The sequence below is a fragment of the Mucilaginibacter sp. SG538B genome, assembly GCF_013376065.1.
GTDB lineage: Bacteria > Bacteroidota > Bacteroidia > Sphingobacteriales > Sphingobacteriaceae > Mucilaginibacter > Mucilaginibacter rubeus.
The window spans coordinates 140,539-160,361 of record NZ_JABMJI010000002.1; the positions used below are offsets into that span (position 1 = coordinate 140,539).

A 19,823-nucleotide genomic window follows, 5' to 3' on the forward strand; every position below is an offset into this window, starting at 1 on the left:
TAAAATAATTATATGCTGAAACAGAAACTACAAACCCACCAAATCATTTTATTGGTTATTAACGGGATTGTTTTCATTATGGGCATTATGCTGATCATAGCCCCAGCCGCCATTTACCCCGACCCCAGCAAGGGCTTCCAGGTAATGCGCTCAATGGAACTGGGTTCGGCATTTAATGTCATGGTTAAACCCGATCAGAACGATATCAGCAAAAACGCGTCAGAATTCCTCGCCTGGTGGTCGCCGGGGCAATACCTGGTGCCCTATTTCTTTAAACTTATTTTCAGCGTCAACACCGGTCGCGCTTCTTCAATAGTAACCCTGCTATTTTCGTTATCGGGCATTTTCGGCTTTTATTACTTCTTTAAAAAAGCGGGCTTTACGCCAATGATCTCGGCTTTAAGCGTACTGTTCATCGTAATTCAGTTATCCTTTTTTACGCCCTATGTATTTTATAACGGAGGCGAAGTACTACTTTTTGGTTACACCGGCTGGTTTTTATACGGGTGCATAGCCATTGAAAAAACTAACTGGAAACTGGCCGTATTCCTCTTTATAGGTGGAATATTAGGCTTCATTTGCAAATCGTCATTTTTATGGATGTATGCTGCCACTTGCCTTTTTTTATGGCTTAGGTTTTCAATGGGAACAAAAGACATCATTCGCTGGATAAAAAATGGCATATGGATAGGAGTCCCTGCGGTATTATCCTTATTTATGATCTATCATTTTTATCTTTCAAAAGGTGCTAACCCCTCATCGATAACCGGGGGCATAAAGCTGGTTTGGGAAACTTTTGGCTTTCCTTTGGCCTCGCCAATATTAACCGCTTTTTCGGTAGATGACCTTACAAACGGCCTTTTGTTTCATGATGACCCTCCCATGTTTACTTACTTTTGGGGGGTGATCATCGTGCTGATCTGTGCAGTATTAAGCATTTTATTAATTTGGTTTATTGTAAAAAAGGCGCCTCACAAAAATTATGCGCTGCTACTGGTGGTTTTTTATGTGGTATCGGTGTTGTTTTTCGGACAATCATTTTTGAGACAAGCCAATATTTCATATGAAGCAAGGCATTTGAGACTCATCGGGCTCATTGCTGCACCCGGCATCATTTACCTGGTAAGCAGATTGCAAACTGGTTATAAATACCTGTTTTATTTTATATGTTTTGTAATAACTTACTCCAGCTACAAATACTTTGTGCCAAGCTACTTTCAAAATAAAAATATCGGCGCAAGGGGATATTCGGGGATAGCACAGTTATTTATCGATCAGCCATCGCTAAACTATATCCGCAACCTGGATAAGCAAAACAACAACGCCATTTTTGTATTTAACAGCCCTGATCTGAGCCTGGAAATTGAACGCAACCGCACCATAACCGTTGAAACCATTGGCGCTGAAGTGGCTATCGATTACGATGACTACGTATATAATGGGCACGCCGGACCACTGTACATAGTTTTGCCCGCCGATTACATCGGTCCAAAGTCAACTATCATGCGCAAATGTTTTCCTGGCTATACCGGCTTTAAAATGACGATGCTTAGTAATGACTACATTTTATGGGAGGCTAAATAACGCTGGCGTTGATCTCTTTCCAAAGCAGGTCTTTTAGCTGATCGATATTTTTCTGTGCCACAGATGATATAAATATAGAGGGGATCCCATCAGGGATCTCCTTTTTCATTTCTGCCTGCAGCTCATCGTCGAGCATGTCGGTTTTGGTTATGGCTAACACACGAGGCTTGTGCATCAGTTCGGGATTATATTCTTCCAGCTCATGCAGCAGGATGCTGTATTCTTCTTTTATACTGCGCGATGTATCGGCAGGCACCATAAACAGCAATACTGAATTGCGTTCAATATGTCTCAAAAACCTAAATCCTAAACCTTTGCCCTGTGATGCTCCTTCGATAATGCCCGGAATATCGGCCATTACAAATGAACGGCCGCCACGGTATGATACGATACCTAAATTAGGCACCAGTGTGGTAAATGCGTAATCGGCAATTTCGGGCTTGGCGGCCGATACCACCGAAAGCAGGGTGGATTTACCTGCGTTAGGGAAACCTACCAAACCAACATCAGCCAGCACTTTTAGTTCGAGGATATTCCAGTCCTCACGGCCATCTTCGCCGGGTTGGGCAAAGCGGGGGGTTTGTTGGGTTGATGTTTTAAAATGCCAGTTACCCAAACCACCGCGACCACCGGGAGTAAGGATCTTGGTTTCACCATCTTTGGTTATTTCAAAAAGTACTTCGCCGGTTTCAGCATTTTTCACGGTTGTACCAAGGGGCACTTCCAATATTTCGTCGCGACCGGTTTTACCGGTACGCAATGAGCTGCCGCCCGAATCGCCATCACCAGCAATTACATGTTTACGGTATTTAAGGTGTAGCATTGTCCACAGTTGAGCGTTACCTTTTACAATAACATGGCCTCCCCTGCCACCGTCGCCACCATCAGGACCACCTTTTGATGTTAATATATCACGATGCAAATGGGCAGAACCAGCACCTCCGTGGCCTGAGCGGCAACAGATCTTCACATAATCAACAAAATTTGAACCCTGCGACATAATTTTTGATTTAGACGGAAAGTCCGAAAGTCAATAAAGTCCGAAAGTTAAGAATTTTAATCTTCCTAACCTGCGGACTTTACTGACTTCCGGACTAAAGACTTCCGAACGACTATTTTTTATACTCTTCAATTACATTAACAATAGCATCGAAGATTTCATCCACCGAACCTACGCCGTTAATGCTTTTAAATTTATTTTGATTTTGATAAAAACCAGCTACAGGAGCAGTTTTATCATTATACTCTTTAATACGCTTGCGGATCACCTCGGGATTGGCATCATCTGGTCTTCCAGATTCCTTACCACGCTCTAACAAGCGACGCTCCAACTCATCATCGCCAACTTCAAGGGCAATCATACCCGAAATTGCCGATTGCTTTGATTCCAGTAACTCATCCAAAGCTTCTGCCTGAGCAACTGTACGCGGGAAACCATCAAAAATAAAACCTTTGGCGTCTTTATTAGCATCAAGCTTATTGCTGATCATGCCAATAACCACGGCATCCGGAACAAGCTTCCCTTCATCCATCAGTTTTTTAGCTTCTAAGCCCAACGCTGTACCTTGTGTAATCTCGCCACGTAACAAATCTCCGGTTGAAAGATGGATCAAATCGTATTTTTCAATAAGTTTTTTCGACTGAGTACCTTTCCCGGCTCCGGGAGGGCCAAACAAAACCAGATTTAGCATGCTCTTGATAAATTAAAAGCCTTTCGGTAATACAACAGAAAGGCTTACAGTTAATTTGCACCAGCGGTGGAAAAGTTCCGGACTGCAGTGCTTTGTTGTGCACTCGAAGGGAGTCGAACCCCTAACCTTCTGATCCGTAGTCAGATGCTCTATCCAATTGAGCTACGAGTGCTTTCCGAAATGGAATGCAAAGATAGATTTTTAAACTTTCGCTGCAAACTTTTATTCAAATTATTTTACAATTTCGGCAATAGCATCAAAATTTGGCAGTTGGCCGGCATCTTCAAGCACCTCCGCATAAATGATATTCTGCTCTTCGTCAATTACAAAGGCGGCACGCTTTGAAACACCCTTAAGCCCCATCACAAACTGATCATAAATAGCACCATAAGCCGTAGATACTTCTTTGTTAAAATCAGAAAGCAGATCGAACTGATAATTATTCTCTTCTTTAAACTTAGCCAGGGTAAACGGCGAATCAACAGAGATGCCTAATATCGTTGCGTTAAGGCCATCATAGTAACCAAAGCTATCGCGCATGGTGCAAAGCTGCGTGGTACAAACGCCTGTAAAAGCTAAAGGAAAAAAGCGAATAACCACTTTACGGCCTTTAAAATCGGCTAACGAAACGCTTTTTAAGGCCGATGAAATTAAGATGAATTGGGGAGCCGGCTGGCCTGGTTGTAATGACATACGTATTTGTTTTTGTAATGCAAATAAATGATAATTATACAGCATTTACTAATCAGGATTACCGCGCTGCTATATACAGTAAAAAAATATGCGGGTATCTGTATTAAATTTTTACAACTTATATTTTAATTATTTGAAATATTATTTTGATATTTAATTAACCAAACCCAATACACAAATGAAACGGTTAATTACCAGGTATAATTTAAAAACAAAAAGCCTTTTATTTTCATTTCTCGCCATCTGTTCGATAATTGTTGTTTATAGCTGTAAGAAGGAAAACCACACCAACAAAAACGCCGATCTTGCCAGCCCAGTTATATTAAGGGCAAAAAACTGGTACGAAAGTGTTTATCCACTGGTTTCCAAAACAAGTGTACTTTCAACAACGAACAATCCTGATTTAAGCCGGTTGGTAAGCCCGGACTGGGGCCGATCAAAAAACTACACCAGATACGACGATGATGTAATAGAAGCACCTATTAACGAAGATGCTCAGCTTAATTTTGATTTATCAAACAACACAGGCCTTATTTACAATAATAAATACAGCCGAAGTTGGTTTTTATTGCTGAATAAGTTTGATAAATACAGTGCTTATGTCATGACCGTTATAGCCGACTCGGCCTATGTAAAAAACAATCCCGATAAGCTTAAGCTGAACAGTTATAATAAACACGATGCCAACTTTACAGGTATTGTGATATAGTACGCCGCAGGGTAAATATGTAAACGGCTGGTTTTATAAAAACGGCGCAATATCCGGCTATCTGCCCCCCGGCCAAACCACCGAAACCGGTAAGGGGGCAACCGTGCAAAACATAAAAACAAACGCGCTGATCACCGTGAAAACCTGCCAGGATTTTATACAAAAAACTTATTACAACGGCCAATTGGTAGCCACTACGGTGCTGGCCACCTATTGCACTACTACAACTGTTGATGATGGAACCGGCAACGACGGAGGAGGAGGCGGTGGTGGCGGCAGCATAGGCGGAGGCGGAGGTGGTGGCGGGAGCAGCGGCGGCTCGCCAAATACACCGCAATGTAATATACCTTATATTAATGATGCCGTAAAAACGGTTAAAGTTAACAGCCTGCAAACCCAACAGGCCGCCCCGCCCGATGATGGCGGCTTTCCGCCTCCGGCAGATCCTATTCCTTGCCCGCCGCCGCCAGTGGTTAATTTGCCCCCGGTGACAACGATTATTACCAATAACGTTACGAATCCTTGTTTGAAGAAGATGGTAGATGCTACAATAATTTCGGGAATGAGCACTCAAATTAACAGTCTAATTAGGAATGTATTTGGAGGATCTACAAGCATAAATCTTGATTTTGAAGATGTTAATACTCTACCAAATTACGCTGATGGCAAGACGCTACCAAATAACGGAGTGGTTAACGGATCTCTTGATGCCCACATACAGCTTAACGTGAATTTGTTACCAAATTATTCCCAAGAATATGTAGCTCGGGTAATCATGCATGAGGCATTACATGCTTATATGGATTCGAAAGGAATTGTTGCCGATGAGGAACATGAAACTATGGTTATAAATTATGTGTCACAAATGGCCTCTTCTCTTAGAACTATGTTCCCGAATTTAAGTGAATCCGATGCCAAAAACCTCTCGTTAGGTGGATTGCAATTAACAAATACATTTCAAACTAAAATTGAAAATGATATTCAATTGTCCGGAAATTTTACAGCTATCAATTTAGCGTATTCGGTAGGTTCACTCGGTACAAGATGTCATTAATAAAAACAACACCATTATGAAAACAGCTATTTATAATTTAATGCTCATTTTAGCCCTTTCCTTATTTATGAGGAGCAATGCTTTGGCCCATTTAAAGGCAAATAAGCCAAACAGCAGAGAATCCGATCTTCAATCGGATACTGACAATATTACAAGAAAAATCTCAAACGCAATTTACAATACGTATTATAATCCGGTTTATTGGAAGAAGAGTGAAAGGGCAACTTTTACCATTCTTAAAGTAGAAATCAATAAAATTGGTCAAATAGTGGATATTCGATTTTCAGATAGCGCAGACAGTGTTTTTACAGATACATTTGTTAAAAATATTAACAATCAAGACTTCAAATCAGCTCTAACTGATTTGGTGAAAATTAAAGATTATAAAAATATTGCCATACTGATCCCTATTTATTACGAGCCTAAATTTGAATTACACCCTTCCGTTGATTATAATCATATTGAACTTATGTTGAAATTTAATAAAAAAGGAGTATCAGGGAACACCGTTTTCTTAAAACCTGTAACGATCCGAGTACTTAGCAAAGGAAATAGTTAAAAAGCCATTTTATAACCTGTGCATCGATAGCAATAGTGGCGGCTCGCCAAATACCCCTCAATGCAATATTCCTTATATTAACGATGCCGTAAAAACAGTTAAGGTTAATAGCTTGCAAACCCAACAGGCCCCCCACCCGATGATGGCGGTTTTCCGCCGCCGGCAGATCCTATTCCTTGCCCGCAGCCGGTCGTTAATTTGCCCCCGGTAACTACAACATTAACGATTAAAACAGATAGCTTATCTAAAAATTTACCGTGTGCAACTAAGTTGATCATCGATAATTTGGCTGGTTGTGGCGTTTATTCTGACTTGATAGCTGCATTTACTACCGAAAAAAAGCCAGACCTTAATTGGAATAATGCCTCCTTGCCATGGGCTCCTAAAGGAAACTCAGGCACGATCGAATTGGGCCTCACAACGACGGACAAAGCACAAGGTACAGTTAACCGAAGTGCGACTGTTTCTTTAAACACAAATATATTGCGTAATAGTTCTCAATTAATGATCGCGGCTATTGCTATACATGAAACTTTACATGCTTACATTAACTATAAAATAATTACTGGCGGCCCAACGTTTACCGCTCCTCCATACTACGATTCGAATAAACCCTGGTTATATTCAGTTGATGCGTATGCCTGGATGTTGGGGTTACCAAGTAATTTCAGAGATCATTGGAGCATGCTTGACGAATATTTCGACAAGGCTGTCAAGTCTTTAAAGACATTTGATAATGGCGCTCACACAGATCAAGAATATGCGATGACAATATTATATGGATTAAATAATGGAAGCGACTATTTGCCAATGCAGGGGCTCATTAACAGATGAATATAATAAGTTAATGACAAGATATGGTATTACTCAGGCAAGGTTAGATGCTTTTTGGCCAACACAACTTTATGCAACAGCAAATAAATTGCCAAATAATTGTCAATAATATGAAGATAGTTTTTTTGATTTCGATGTTTTTTACCACGTACACAGTAAACGCCCAAATCACCCCCAAAGCTGATTCTGCCTTTTATCTTTTGGACACAACTAAAACTTTAGCTTCGGATAAATTATGGCACACATACCGGGAGGGGCTTGTTAAATTTTATGAGTTGAAAATATATGCTTCATGCTCTGAATTGATGGATAAACCAACTTTTGCTTATAGTAGCCATTTTCAACAACCTGCTAAACTAAGCCCTGATAAACTTAAATTAATTAAGATATTTTCATTGGCTGAATTAATCTATAAATTGAAACAATTTGCGGAAGAGGATAAAGCAACTAAATACGATGTTAAAAAGCCATTTTATTTATATTTTATCGAGCCAAACTCTGGTGGTTATACTTTAGTGAAAACTCAACTTGAAGGAAGTGGACCTAAATCCATTACTAAATGAAATATAAAGTAGTGTTTTATACAATGAAACAGATCGTGATTATTTTAGCTTTTGGGAGATTACGTTGTTATCGGCAGTAGCTCAGCTAAGTTAAACATTTATGGTGGAAAAATCATGATCAATTCTTGGGTTGTTGTATAGATTATGATTCAGGGGATCCCCGCCTGATGACGGCGGTTTTCCGCCGCCGGCAGATCCTATTCCGTGTCCGCCGCCTATCGACTGTCGCAAGTATGAGGGGCTGGAAGAGGGCAATGGATACTTGTGTCATTTCTGCTTGTATCGTCGAAGAACGAAAACTTTCCGGACAAACATTTTAGCGCTAACTTAGCTTTCAACTACAATCTATGAAAGCAATAGTGATCACCCAACCCGGCGGGCCCGAAGTTTTGCAGCTAACCGATAGGCCAAAACCCGTTATCGCCAACGATGAAGTGCTGATAAAAGTAATGGCCGCGGGTATTAACCGACCTGATGTTTTTCAACGCAAAGGAAACTATCCGCCGCCGGCAGGTGCGCCGGCGGATATCCCTGGCCTGGATGTGGCCGGTACTGTTATTGAAGTTGGCAAAGCCGTTACCCGCTGGAAACCCGGCGACAGGGTTTGCGCTTTGGTTGCCGGCGGTGGTTATGCCGAATATTGTAAAACGCCCGAGGGCCAGTGCCTGCCTGTTCCTGCCAGTTTAAGTTTCCCCGAAGCTGCTTCCCTCCCCGAAACATTTTTTACCGTTTGGAGCAATGTTTTTGATCGCGGTAGCCTTCAACCCGGCGAATCATTATTGGTACACGGTGGCTCAAGCGGCATTGGCGTTGCAGCTATTCAAATGGCCAAAGCTTTAGGCAGTACCGTTTACACAACGGCTGGTTCCGACGATAAATGCAGCTTTTGTGAGCAGCTTGGAGCTAATAAAGCCATTAACTATAAAACCGCTGATTTTAAAGAAGGGATCAAAGCACTCACCAATGGCGCTGGTGTTAATGTGATATTGGATATGATAGGCGGCGATTACATGCCTGGCAATATTGATTCGCTGGCTGTTGAGGGGCGGCTGGTCATGATCAACGCAATGAATGGCCGCGAAGTACAGCTTGATTTGGGCAAAGTAATGGCAAAAAGACTGATCATTACCGGCTCGATGCTACGCAGTAGGGACACAGCTTTCAAAGCAGCCATCGCCCAAAACCTTGAACAAAAAATATGGCCATTGTTATCGTCAGGAAAAATCAGGCCCATAGTGTACAAAACTTTTGATGCCGGCGAGGCCGCCGAAGCTCATAAGCTTATGGAAAGCAGTACTCATACAGGCAAAATTGTATTGACTTTCGTGCAATAAAAGCAAACAATTAGCAATGTTGAAATTATCCTCCAAAAATCTTAAAACACTATGTAAATAATTGGATAGAAATCTTAACTTTGCGCCTCTGAAATAGCATCTTATACATTCCTGTTACAAATGATGTATGTTGCTGTTCAGTAAAAGCATTTTTTAAAAAACACCAGGTTATATATGCCAAACATTGGAAAAATTTCAAGGATCATTGGTCCGGTAGTCGACGTAAGTTTCGCTGATGACGCTCATCTTCCTAAAATTTATGACGCATTAGAGATCACGAAAGACAATGGCCAAAAAGTTATTTTAGAGGTTCAGCAGCACTTAGGCGAAGACCGTGTACGTGCTATCGCGATGGACTCGACCGACGGCTTGTTACGCGGTATGAAGGTATTGGATACCGAAGCTGCTATCAAAATGCCGGTAGGCGATAATATCAAAGGTCGTGTATTTAACGTGGTAGGTGATGCTATCGACGGTATCCCGAATCTTGACAAAGTAAATGGTCGCCCTATTCACGCAACCCCTCCAAGGTTTGAAGACCTATCTACCGAAACTGAAGTACTTTTTACAGGTATTAAAGTTATCGACCTTTTAGAGCCTTATGCAAAAGGTGGTAAAATTGGTTTGTTTGGTGGTGCCGGTGTAGGTAAAACTGTATTAATCCAGGAACTGATCAACAACATTGCAAAAGCTTATGCAGGTTTATCTGTATTTGCCGGTGTTGGTGAGCGTACACGTGAAGGTAATGACCTTTTACGTGAGATGCTTGAGTCAGGCATTATAAAATATGGCGACGCTTTCATGCATTCAATGGAAGAAGGCGGTTGGGACTTAACTAAAGTTGATACCGAAGCCATGAAAGATTCAAAAGCAACATTCGTGTTCGGTCAGATGAACGAGCCGCCGGGTGCACGTGCACGTGTGGCCCTTTCAGGCTTAACTATTGCCGAGTATTTCCGTGATGGTGATGAAGATGGTAAAGGCCGTGATATCCTTTTCTTTATCGACAACATCTTCCGTTTTACCCAGGCAGGTTCAGAAGTATCAGCGCTATTAGGTCGTATGCCATCAGCAGTAGGTTACCAACCAACGCTTGCTACCGAGATGGGTACCATGCAGGAGCGTATTACTTCAACCAAACGCGGTTCAATCACATCTGTACAGGCCGTTTACGTACCTGCGGATGACTTGACTGACCCGGCGCCGGCTACAACCTTCGCCCACTTAGATGCTACTACCGTACTTTCACGTAAAATTGCCGAGCTTGGTATTTATCCTGCGGTGGATCCATTGGATTCAACCTCACGTATCCTTAGCCCAGCTGTTTTAGGTGATGAGCACTACAATACAGCTCAACGCGTTAAAGAAACTTTACAACGCTACAAAGAGCTTCAGGATATCATCGCCATCCTTGGTATGGACGAGCTTTCTGAAGAAGATAAGTTAGTTGTATCACGCGCCCGTCGTGTTCAGCGTTTCTTGTCACAGCCATTCCACGTTGCCGAGCAGTTCACCGGCTTAAAAGGTGTACTGGTTGACATCAAAGATACCATCAAAGGTTTCAACATGATCATGGACGGTGAAGTTGACGAGTATCCTGAAGCAGCTTTCAACTTAGTTGGCAGCATTGAAGATGCTATTGAAAAAGGCAAAAAGCTGTTGGCTGAAGCTAACTCTTAATAAGAAGCAAGAAAATAAGACTCAAGAATCAAGAACAGGAAAAACCTGGCTCTTGATTCTTAAATCTTGAATCTCAAAAAGCATGACATTAGAAATCCTTACTCCCGATAAAAAAGTTTACGAAGGCGAGGCCTCCTCGGTAACCTTACCTGGTGCTTTGGGATTATTTGAAATACTGAACAACCACGCCCCTATTATTTCCACCCTTCAGGATGGCAAACTTACCGTACGCGGTGGTGCAGCTAAAGAAGAAGTGTTTTTTATTAAAGGTGGTGTTGTTGAAGCATTGAATAATAAAGTAACTGTTTTGGCCGAAGGTATTCAGCACAAATAGGCGCTACTTTATAAATTTATAAAGCCCGGATAAGCTTTTATCCGGGCTTTTTTGTACCCTTTTTTGGGGAGGATACGTAAACGCCATTTTTGTAAAGTACGAAGCAATCTCCTATTAGCAGAGCGGCCCATGCAAACAAACTACCCTGTAATTGCCATGGGGATTGCTTCATACCTTACAATCAATAATGACCTATATTTTTATCAATCATAACCTTTCTCGTTAATGCGCTTGTTTCAAAGCCTTGTCAAGCTCTGCTGTAAGTGTATACCCGGATGATGGCCTTTCGCTGTTATTATTTACAATCTTGCCATCGGTTCCGATTGTAATATAATGAGGGATACCTGTTACGTTATATTTTTGACATACCGGGTTTCTTGTCCAGCCCTCTGCAATGAGGTTGGCACCACTTACATTTAATGAGGCCAAACTACTTTTCCACGCTTTCTCGTCCGAATCAACACAGATGTTGAGGAACACTACATTCTTATCTTTATACTGCTCGTGCAAAGCTGCAGTCGTGTTCTTTATTTCGTAAACGCAAGGGCCGCATCCTACGCCCCAAAAATCGATATACACTACTTTTCCCCGGAAGCTTTTCAAGGACACCACCTCACCCTTATCATTCTTCAAACTAAATTCAGGCGCCAGATTACCGGGTTTTAATTGCCGTACAGTTGCATAAAATTGCGCAAGAGTATCTGCATATCTTGGCGTTTTAACCTTAGTTTTAAAATCCTTGTAGATGTTCTCAGCATCGTCAAACGAATAGTAACCAAAATCCATCTCTATGGCTTTCGTTACAAACCAGTCACGAAGCTCAATTAAATGGAGATTGGCCAGGCCCAGATAATATTCATCCCAAGCAGGAGCAAAAGGCGTCATTTTCTTATCCCAATCCGATCCTATTATCGTTGTATTATTCAATCCCTTATAAAATCGGACGTAGTTAAAAATAAATTCTTTGTAGCTATTGCTGTTTTTAAAAGAAAACTCTGATTGGGCGTGATATGCTCCGGCAGGAAATTGCTGATTGAGCGCTTTTCCTGTAGCAGAGGTGTCGTTTATATGCAACTCATATTTAGATAACAAGTGATGACTATTCAAAAAACCAACATACTGATAATAAACATCGGTAATTAACTTCTGACTTTCGGGATGATCAAGATGCACCGCAGCTGTCATCATCACTTTATTATATAACTTATTGATCTTCTCAAACTTTGCGGAATCGGTGAGTTTATTATCATATAAGGATTGTCCCAAATCCATCGACTCTTTACGGTAGAGATTATACATCAGCATCATGGTTTGCAACCGCTCGTTTGTATGCTGGAAAGGAGAGGTGATGCGGAATGTGCTTTTAAAGTCCTTATTATCCCAACTAAGTACCAGGGTATCGTTCCTTTGGGCGCAAACGGTGATAGCATCATCATTGAGGTACAGATAGATATCTTCGGTATCTCCGTCAATATTTATAGATGTATTGAAATTGCCGTCCTTATCAACCGGTATTGTTAATGAGTAGTTAGTTAAATCGCCGGTTACAGCCATCTCCCAATATTTATCAGTAAAGTTTTTGACGTTCCCTTTAATTACAGCCGTGGCTTTTGGAGTTGAGACAATTAGCGGCTTATTTTCAGCAACAGCTTTAACAGGTTTCTTTTTTATCTGGGCATTTGCCGTTGCTACTAAGAGCAGTAGAATTATACAGGTTAGGTTTTTCATTCAGGGTGACAGGGTTAGATTATTTCAAATATAAAGAAATAAACTATTCGAATAAATCAACTCTTATTTTTAATTCTACAACTTAGGATTCATACTTACCATTTTACGGGGTGCAAATGTGCAGAATAATGGGTACTGAACTATTTAAAGAGATTGAGGCAACATCAGCAAAAAAGGCAGAGCCGCAGAATAATCCAGCAACTCATATTCCAGTCCCAGCAGCCTGATGTTATTGATGGTCATAGTGATATTTTTCCGCTTGCAGGAACCAGGCTTTAGGACCGAGCTTTCGGATATGAACCATTTTTCAAACAGGCGTGCAGTACGTCCATTGCCATCTTCAAAAGGATGGATCTTCACAAACATCAAGTGGATCATTGAGGCAGAAAAGAATGCTTCCGGAACGGCCAACTTAGCTTGCAATAACAGCTCGATATCATTAAAAAGCGACTCCAGTTTTTGTTCGACCAAATCAGACGAAGCCTCGCTAAAGCAAATCACAGATTTCTTTGTAACCGTTGCTTTTAGCAGCATCGCAAATACTCACCCCATCCTTATTAATAAAGGTTTTATCGGCATGATGCTGTAGCAATAATTTAACTATTTCGGCCAGGCCCTGTTTAGCAGCTAAAAACAAAGCCGTTTCGCTATCCCGATTTACCGGGTTTGGATCGGCACCTTTTTCAAGCAGTAACTTTATCACATCATAGTGCCCCTTATAAGAGGCTATTAATAACGGGGTAGATTTATCTGCCGCTTTACAATTTACATCAACTCCTTTGGTTAACAGCAAGGCAACCGTTGTTGCCTGTCCGTTTCTTGATGCTATAATGATGGGGTTCCAATTGTGCTCGTCTTTAGCATTAATATCTGCACCTTTTTCAATCAGGTAGGCGGCCATTTCGGTACTGCCGCTTTGGCAAGCCACCATCAGGGGTGTCCAATTTGATTTTGGAACAAAGCTTAAATCAGCTCCCGCTTCCACCAACATCTTTACAGCTTTAAGATCGTTTTGCCCTACTGCTTTAAGCAAGGGTGTCATATCATTTTTACCTCTTATGTTTATATTCTTTGGTGATTTCAATAATTCGGAAAGCTGATCGTAATTTTTGTTTTCGATGGCGGTAAATGCATCTTGCGAGAAACTTTTTGTTACGCTAAATAGCAGTAATGTCAGGATTAGGATTTTGTTCATTGTAAGTATATGATATTAATGCCTGAAACTAATCATTTATCAACTTCCATTAGCACAGCCGGATACTTTTTTTCTAAAGTTAAATTACCATTCCCCCCATTTCAGGCAGAAAATCGACAACTTACTATGCATGCATAAAAAACATACCGAATACCGTTTTGAACTTTGGTATATTTCATTAAAAATTTTATATCTTTATTTTAACATAAAACAGAATTAAATTTTATAAAATAAAAAAAATTAAAATAAACTACTTATTTCAAAAAATCAGTGCCTACTATTGCTATTGCCTGATGCTATGGCTACCTTACATATATTGATTTTCGATACCAAGTAAACCAGTATCATCAACAAAATTAAATACTAAAACTGTCTACATATCTAACAAAATGAGTTCATCATCAGATACCACCAACGCTATAGAATTGAACAAGTATAGCAAAACCTTTACCCAGGACCCAACCCAGCCTGCTGCACAGGCCATGCTTTACGGGATTGGCTTAACCGACGATGATATGCGCAAAGCACAGGTCGGCGTGGCCAGCATGGGTTACGATGGTAACACTTGCAACATGCACCTCAATGACCTGGCTAAGCTGGTTAAACAAGGTATCTGGGATGAAGACATGGTAGGCCTCATTTTCCACACTATAGGTGTAAGTGATGGCATGAGCAATGGTACCGAAGGTATGCGTTACTCATTGGTGAGCCGCGATATCATTGCCGACTCAATTGAGGCTGTAACCGGCGCTCAGTATTATGATGGCTTAATTACACTACCGGGTTGTGATAAAAACATGCCAGGTTCCATCATGGCTATGGGCCGTTTAAATCGTCCTTCAATCATGGTTTACGGTGGTACTATCAAACCAGGCCACTGGAAAGGTGAAGACTTGAACATTGTATCTGCATTTGAGGCTTTGGGCAAAAAGATTGCCGGCCAGATAGATGATGTTGATTTTATGGGCGTTATTAAAAATGCCTGCCCAAGCGCCGGCGCCTGTGGCGGTATCTATACAGCGAATACCATGGCTGCCGCTATCGAAGCATTGGGTATGAGTTTACCGTATTCATCATCAAACCCTGCCCTAAGCGCTGAGAAAAAAGCAGAATGCCTTGCCGCCGGTAAAGCTATCAAGGTATTGTTAGAAAAGGATATTAAACCATCAGATATCATGACCCGTGAGGCATTTGAAAATGCAATTGTTGTGATCATGGTATTGGGCGGCTCAACCAACGCTGTATTGCACCTGATTGCGATGGCAAAAAGCGTTGACGTTAAATTAACCCAGGATGATTTCCAGGCTGTAAGTAACCGGATCCCGGTATTGGCCGATATGAAACCAAGCGGTAAATACATGATGGAAGATCTGCACAACATTGGCGGTGTTCCGGCTGTAATGAAATACTGTTTAGAGCAGGGCTGGTTACATGGTGATTGCCTTACTGTTACCGGTAAAACCATTGCCGAAAACCTTGCCGAGATCCCGGCCCTGGAGTTTGAGACTCAAAAGATCATCAAACCGAAAGAAAACCCTATTAAAGCTACCGGTCACCTGCAAATTTTGTACGGAAACCTTGCCGAAGGTGGTAGCGTTGCCAAAATCACCGGTAAAGAAGGTGAACGTTTCACCGGCCCTGCCCGTGTATTTGACGGCGAGTTTGAACTGATTGCCGGTATCCAGAGTGGCCGTGTTAAAAAGGGCGATGTTGTGGTGATCCGCAACGTAGGCCCTAAAGGCGCGCCAGGCATGCCGGAAATGCTAAAACCAACCTCAGCCATATTCGGTGCTGGTTTGGGTAGTTCAGTTGCATTAATTACAGATGGACGCTTTAGCGGCGGTACGCATGGCTTCGTCGTCGGTCACATCACACCCGAGGCTTACGATGGCGGGTTTATAGCGATGGTAAAAGACGATGATATCATTAATATTGATGCTGTTGCCAATACTATAAACGTTTCGCTACCGCAAGAAGAAATAGCCGCACGCCGTGCCGCATGGCAAAAACCGGCGCTGAAGGTTACCAAGGGTGTGTTATACCGTTACGCTAAAAACGTAACTACCGCTGCCGAAGGCTGCGTTACCGACGAATAATTAATGAACAAAATGGCTCATAAAAAAGCCATGAATAAAATGAACACAAACTAAGCCCGTTCATTTTAGCAAATTAGAGACAGATAGAATAAATCAGTTTAGCACCAAAAAGTGCTGTGAATATAAAAAATACAGGTATGGAAACTGCACAAGAAACCTTAACCGCGCCAGCCGCCACCGAAACCGTAAACGTTTCAGGATCGGTAGCATTATTGGAAGCATTGATAGCCGAAGGTACCGATACCATTTTTGGTTACCCAGGAGGCGCTATCATGCCCATTTATGATGCTTTGTTTGATTATAATGATAAACTGAACCATATACTGGTACGCCACGAACAGGGCGGTATTCACGCCGGCCAGGGTTATGCACGTACATCGGGCAAAGTGGGTGTGGTATTTGCCACCAGCGGCCCGGGCGCTACCAACCTGGTAACAGGCTTGGCCGATGCCCAGATCGATAGTACCCCATTGGTTTGTATCACCGGACAGGTATTCGCGCACCTTTTAGGTACCGATGCCTTCCAGGAAACTGACGTAATCAACATCACCACCCCGGTTACCAAATGGAACTACCAGGTAACTGATGCCACCGAAATCCCGGAAGTTATTGCCAAGGCATTTTACATTGCCCGTAGCGGCAGGCCAGGTCCGGTATTGATAGACATTACCAAAAACGCGCAGATCCAGTTGTTTGATTTCGCAGGTTACAAACCATGCGATCATATCCGTAGCTACAGGCCGAAACCAATCGTTCGTCCGCAATATATTGAGCAGGCTGCTGCCCTAATCAACAGCGCTCAGAAACCTTTCATCCTGTTTGGTCAGGGTGTTATTTTGGGCGGTGCCGAGCAGGAGTTTAAAGCCTTTGTTGAAAAAAGCGGTATCCCTGCAGCATGGACAGTGCTTGGTGCCGGTGCTATCCCTTCCGATCACCCGTTAAATGTTGGTATGTTAGGTATGCACGGCAACTACGGCCCTAACGTGTTAACCAATGAGTGCGATGTATTGATCGCGATAGGTATGCGTTTTGACGACCGTGTAACCGGTCGCCTGGATAAATATGCTAAACAAGCAAAAGTTGTTCACTTAGATATTGACCCTGCCGAGATCGACAAAAACGTAAAATCAACCGTACCGGTTTGGGGCGATTGCAAGGAAACACTTCCATTGCTGACCAAGGCCATCGAAAAGAAAGAACATACAGAATGGTTAGCTAAATTCAATGACTACACCCGCCAGGAAGTTGAAGCAGTTATCCATAACGAGCTTAACCCAACTACTCCAGAGATGACTATGGGTGAGGTAATCAAACAGCTTAACGAGATCACCAAAGGCGAAGCAGTTATCGTTACCGACGTAGGCCAGCACCAGATGGTAGCCTGCCGTTACGCGCAGTTCAATAACACCCGCAGCAATGTAACCAGCGGTGGTTTAGGTACTATGGGCTTTGCATTGCCAGCTGCTATAGGTGCCAAATTTGGCGCGCCAAACCGCACAGTAGTAGCTATTATTGGCGATGGTGGTTTCCAGATGACCTGCCAGGAATTGGGTACCATTATGCAAAGCGGTGTTGACGTAAAGATCATCATCCTTAATAACCGTTTCCTGGGCATGGTAAGGCAATGGCAGGAGCTGTTCAATTCACGTCGTTACTCATTTGTTGATATTCAAAGCCCTGATTTTGTGGCATTAGCCGCAGCATACCGCATCCCCGGCAAACTGGTTGATGACCGTGCTGATTTAACTACAGCGTTAAATGAAATGCTGAGCGCACCGGGGTCATTCCTTTTAGAAGTAATGGTTACCAAAGAGAACAATGTGTTCCCGATGGTACCACAAGGATGTAGTGTAAGTGAGATCAGATTAAAGTAAAAGCCTTCTAAAAAAGACAGATCATGAGCGAAGCAGAAAAAAAACAGGAATTTAACATCACCATATATACCGAAAACCAAATTGGTTTATTAAGCAGGATAGCTATTATATTTACACGCCGTAAAATCAATATCGATAGCCTGAACACTTCTCCATCGGAGATTGACAGTATTCACCGCTTCAATATCGTAATTAACGAATATGAAGAGGTAGTGCGTAAACTTACCCGCCAGATTGAAAAACAGGTTGAGGTATTAAAAGCATACTATCATACCAACGAAGATGTGATTTGGCAGGAATTAGCGTTATATAAAGTATCAACTGATGTAATTGCAGAGAAGGTTAGCGTTGAGCGTTTATTACGTGAAAACGGTGCCCGCGCGGTAGTGATCCGTAAGGATTACACTGTGTTTGAAACCACCGGTCACCGTGAAGAAACAGATAACCTGATCAACATTTTACAGCCTTACGGCCTGATAGAATTTGTACGCAGTGCCCGTGTAGCTATCATTAAGGATAGCGAAGGCTTTAACAGCAAACTGCGCGAATTTGAAAGGCTTGAACCAGGTGAAGAGGTGATCGAAAACGAATACCTTAACCAGGGCGAGAAGGTGTTTACGATGTAATCCCGCCGAAGGCGGAGAGATTAGTGATTGGAGAATAGAGATTAGGTTAGAAAAGACAATCAAAATCATCAATCAAAAAATCGGCGTAATCACCCAATAATCGGTGTAATCCAGAAAAATAAATTACTCAATACAAATAAAATCGGTGAGATCACCACTAATCGGTGAAATCACAAAAATCAAAAAACAATGGCAAAACTAAATTTCGGCGGCACTGAAGAAAACGTAGTAACCCGCGAAGAGTTCCCTTTATCAAAAGCTCAGGAAGTATTAAAAGATGAAGTAGTAGCGGTAATTGGCTACGGTGTACAAGGTCCGGGCCAGGCCCTGAACCAAAAAGATAACGGTATCAACGTAATTGTTGGTCAGCGTAAAGGCACCAAAACTTGGGATAAAGCTATCAGCGATGGCTTTGTACCGGGCGAAACACTTTTTGAAATTGAAGAAGCCCTGGAAAGGGGAACTGTAATTTGCTACTTATTAAGCGATGCAGCCCAAATCGCAGTATGGCCAACTGTTAAAAAACACTTAACTCCAGGCAAAGCATTGTATTTTTCTCACGGCTTTGGCATCACTTTCAACGAGCAAACAGGTATCGTGCCTCCTGCTGATGTTGATGTGTTCCTGGTTGCTCCTAAAGGTTCAGGTACTTCATTACGCCGTATGTTCCTGCAAGGCCGTGGCTTAAACTCAAGCTACGCTATCTTCCAGGATGCTACAGGTAAAGCATTTGAGCGTGTTATCGCTTTAGGTATCGCTGTAGGTAGCGGTTACTTATTCGAAACCAACTTCAAAAAAGAAGTATACAGCGACTTAACCGGCGAGCGTGGTACTTTGATGGGTTGTGTTCAGGGTATCTTTGCTGCTCAGTACGATGTATTGCGTAGCCATGGTCACTCTCCATCTGAAGCATTTAACGAAACAGTTGAAGAGCTTACTCAATCGTTAATGCCACTTGTTGCTGAAAACGGCATGGACTGGATGTATGCTAACTGTTCAACTACTGCTCAACGCGGCGCGCTTGACTGGTGGAAAAAATTCCGTGATGCTACTAAACCGGTATTTGAAGAGCTTTACGAAAGCGTTGCTACAGGTAAAGAGTCACAACGTTCTATCGACTCAAACAGCCAGCCAGATTACCGCGAAAAACTGGATGCCGAACTAAAAGAATTACGCGAAAGCGAATTATGGCAAGCAGGCAAAACCGTACGCAGCTTACGCCCTGAAAACCAGGTTGTAGAAGCTTAATAAATTAGGTGAAAGCCGAAA

General features: G+C 42.2%; 20 protein-coding genes and 1 tRNA gene. 13 read left to right on the top strand and 8 right to left on the bottom strand.

Going from position 1 to position 19,823, the window contains the following annotated elements; all coding sequences use genetic code 11:
- The first annotated feature begins 12 nt into the window (after positions 1–12).
- Positions 13–1,584 carry a hypothetical protein gene (locus FHW88_RS09910; protein ID WP_176625173.1) on the top strand — a complete coding sequence of 524 codons (1,572 nt, stop codon included), beginning with the start codon at positions 13–15 and terminating at the stop codon, positions 1,582–1,584.
- Here FHW88_RS09910 and obgE read toward each other — a convergent pair.
- The 4 genes from obgE to FHW88_RS09930 all read right to left on the bottom strand — a co-directional run bounded on the left by obgE (position 1,577) and on the right by FHW88_RS09930 (position 3,968).
- On the bottom strand, positions 1,577–2,584 hold the full coding sequence (gene obgE / locus FHW88_RS09915) for a GTPase ObgE (protein ID WP_090530054.1): 1,008 nt from the start codon (positions 2,582–2,584) through the stop codon (positions 1,577–1,579). The two genes, FHW88_RS09910 and obgE, sit on opposite strands and share 8 nt — an antisense overlap.
- Before the next feature lie 112 nt (positions 2,585–2,696).
- Entirely contained in the window at positions 2,697–3,275 is a 579-nt protein-coding gene (locus FHW88_RS09920) for an adenylate kinase (protein WP_090530057.1), read from the bottom strand.
- Between the two features lie 98 nt (positions 3,276–3,373).
- A tRNA-Arg gene (locus FHW88_RS09925) sits at positions 3,374–3,447 on the bottom strand.
- Between the two features lie 59 nt (positions 3,448–3,506).
- On the bottom strand, positions 3,507–3,968 hold the full coding sequence (locus FHW88_RS09930; protein ID WP_176625175.1) for a redoxin domain-containing protein: 462 nt from the start codon (positions 3,966–3,968) through the stop codon (positions 3,507–3,509).
- A 178-nt stretch (positions 3,969–4,146) separates the two neighbouring features.
- Here FHW88_RS09930 and FHW88_RS09935 point away from each other — a divergent pair, with 178 nt between their 5' ends.
- The 3 genes from FHW88_RS09935 (at position 4,147) to FHW88_RS09945 (ending at position 6,290) form a co-directional block, all read left to right on the top strand.
- A complete protein-coding gene (locus FHW88_RS09935; RefSeq protein WP_176625177.1) occupies positions 4,147–4,677 on the top strand; it encodes a hypothetical protein in 531 nt (176 codons plus the stop codon).
- 103 nt (positions 4,678–4,780) lie between these two features.
- Positions 4,781–5,731: a hypothetical protein gene (locus FHW88_RS09940; RefSeq protein WP_176625179.1), complete on the top strand. Its 951-nt coding sequence runs from the start codon at positions 4,781–4,783 to the stop codon at positions 5,729–5,731.
- Between the two features lie 16 nt (positions 5,732–5,747).
- Positions 5,748–6,290 (top strand): hypothetical protein, encoded by a 543-nt coding sequence (locus FHW88_RS09945; RefSeq protein WP_176625181.1) that lies wholly within the window; start codon positions 5,748–5,750, stop codon positions 6,288–6,290.
- A 104-nt stretch (positions 6,291–6,394) separates the two neighbouring features.
- On the opposite strand, the gene FHW88_RS09950 is transcribed toward FHW88_RS09945, so the two are convergent.
- Positions 6,395–6,568 (bottom strand): hypothetical protein, encoded by a 174-nt coding sequence (locus tag FHW88_RS09950; protein ID WP_176625183.1) that lies wholly within the window; start codon positions 6,566–6,568, stop codon positions 6,395–6,397.
- On the opposite strand from FHW88_RS09950, the gene FHW88_RS09955 reads away from it, so the two are divergent.
- The 5 genes from FHW88_RS09955 (at position 6,561) to atpC (ending at position 11,035) form a co-directional block, all read left to right on the top strand.
- Positions 6,561–7,124: a hypothetical protein gene (locus FHW88_RS09955; RefSeq protein WP_176625185.1), complete on the top strand. Its 564-nt coding sequence runs from the start codon at positions 6,561–6,563 to the stop codon at positions 7,122–7,124. The two genes, FHW88_RS09950 and FHW88_RS09955, sit on opposite strands and share 8 nt — an antisense overlap.
- A 110-nt stretch (positions 7,125–7,234) precedes the next feature.
- Entirely contained in the window at positions 7,235–7,687 is a 453-nt protein-coding gene (locus tag FHW88_RS09960) for a hypothetical protein (protein ID WP_176625187.1), read from the top strand.
- A 347-nt stretch (positions 7,688–8,034) separates the two neighbouring features.
- Positions 8,035–9,021, top strand: coding sequence for an NAD(P)H-quinone oxidoreductase (locus tag FHW88_RS09965; protein ID WP_176625189.1), 987 nt, complete (start codon positions 8,035–8,037; stop codon positions 9,019–9,021).
- A 174-nt stretch (positions 9,022–9,195) separates the two neighbouring features.
- Positions 9,196–10,701 (top strand): F0F1 ATP synthase subunit beta, encoded by a 1,506-nt coding sequence (atpD, locus tag FHW88_RS09970; protein WP_090530069.1) that lies wholly within the window; start codon positions 9,196–9,198, stop codon positions 10,699–10,701.
- An 82-nt stretch (positions 10,702–10,783) separates the two neighbouring features.
- Positions 10,784–11,035 carry an ATP synthase F1 subunit epsilon gene (gene atpC, locus FHW88_RS09975; RefSeq protein WP_176625191.1) on the top strand — a complete coding sequence of 84 codons (252 nt, stop codon included), beginning with the start codon at positions 10,784–10,786 and terminating at the stop codon, positions 11,033–11,035.
- A 222-nt stretch (positions 11,036–11,257) separates the two neighbouring features.
- Here the strand turns inward: atpC and FHW88_RS09980 are convergent, their stop codons facing one another.
- The 3 genes from FHW88_RS09980 to FHW88_RS09990 form a co-directional block, all read right to left on the bottom strand.
- Positions 11,258–12,763 (bottom strand): TlpA family protein disulfide reductase, encoded by a 1,506-nt coding sequence (locus FHW88_RS09980; protein ID WP_176625193.1) that lies wholly within the window; start codon positions 12,761–12,763, stop codon positions 11,258–11,260.
- A 144-nt stretch (positions 12,764–12,907) separates the two neighbouring features.
- The gene (locus FHW88_RS09985) at positions 12,908–13,297 is read right to left on the bottom strand and encodes a Fic family protein (RefSeq protein ID WP_229701751.1); all 390 of its coding nucleotides are present in this window, start codon (positions 13,295–13,297) and stop codon (positions 12,908–12,910) included.
- Positions 13,251–13,958 carry an ankyrin repeat domain-containing protein gene (locus FHW88_RS09990; RefSeq protein ID WP_090530078.1) on the bottom strand — a complete coding sequence of 236 codons (708 nt, stop codon included), beginning with the start codon at positions 13,956–13,958 and terminating at the stop codon, positions 13,251–13,253. Before FHW88_RS09990 ends, FHW88_RS09985 begins: the two co-directional genes overlap by 47 nt.
- A gap of 389 nt (positions 13,959–14,347) precedes the next feature.
- On the opposite strand from FHW88_RS09990, the gene ilvD reads away from it, so the two are divergent.
- From ilvD to ilvC, 4 genes are all read left to right on the top strand, one after another.
- The gene (gene ilvD, locus FHW88_RS09995; protein ID WP_175490025.1) at positions 14,348–16,054 is read left to right on the top strand and encodes a dihydroxy-acid dehydratase; all 1,707 of its coding nucleotides are present in this window, start codon (positions 14,348–14,350) and stop codon (positions 16,052–16,054) included.
- Positions 16,055–16,191: 137 nt separating this feature from the next.
- Positions 16,192–17,928: a biosynthetic-type acetolactate synthase large subunit gene (ilvB, locus tag FHW88_RS10000; protein WP_176625195.1), complete on the top strand. Its 1,737-nt coding sequence runs from the start codon at positions 16,192–16,194 to the stop codon at positions 17,926–17,928.
- A 23-nt stretch (positions 17,929–17,951) separates the two neighbouring features.
- Positions 17,952–18,554, top strand: coding sequence for an acetolactate synthase small subunit (ilvN, locus tag FHW88_RS10005; RefSeq protein WP_091213124.1), 603 nt, complete (start codon positions 17,952–17,954; stop codon positions 18,552–18,554).
- Between the two features lie 189 nt (positions 18,555–18,743).
- Positions 18,744–19,802, top strand: coding sequence for a ketol-acid reductoisomerase (gene ilvC, locus FHW88_RS10010; RefSeq protein WP_176625197.1), 1,059 nt, complete (start codon positions 18,744–18,746; stop codon positions 19,800–19,802).
- Positions 19,803–19,823: the final 21 nt, after the last annotated feature.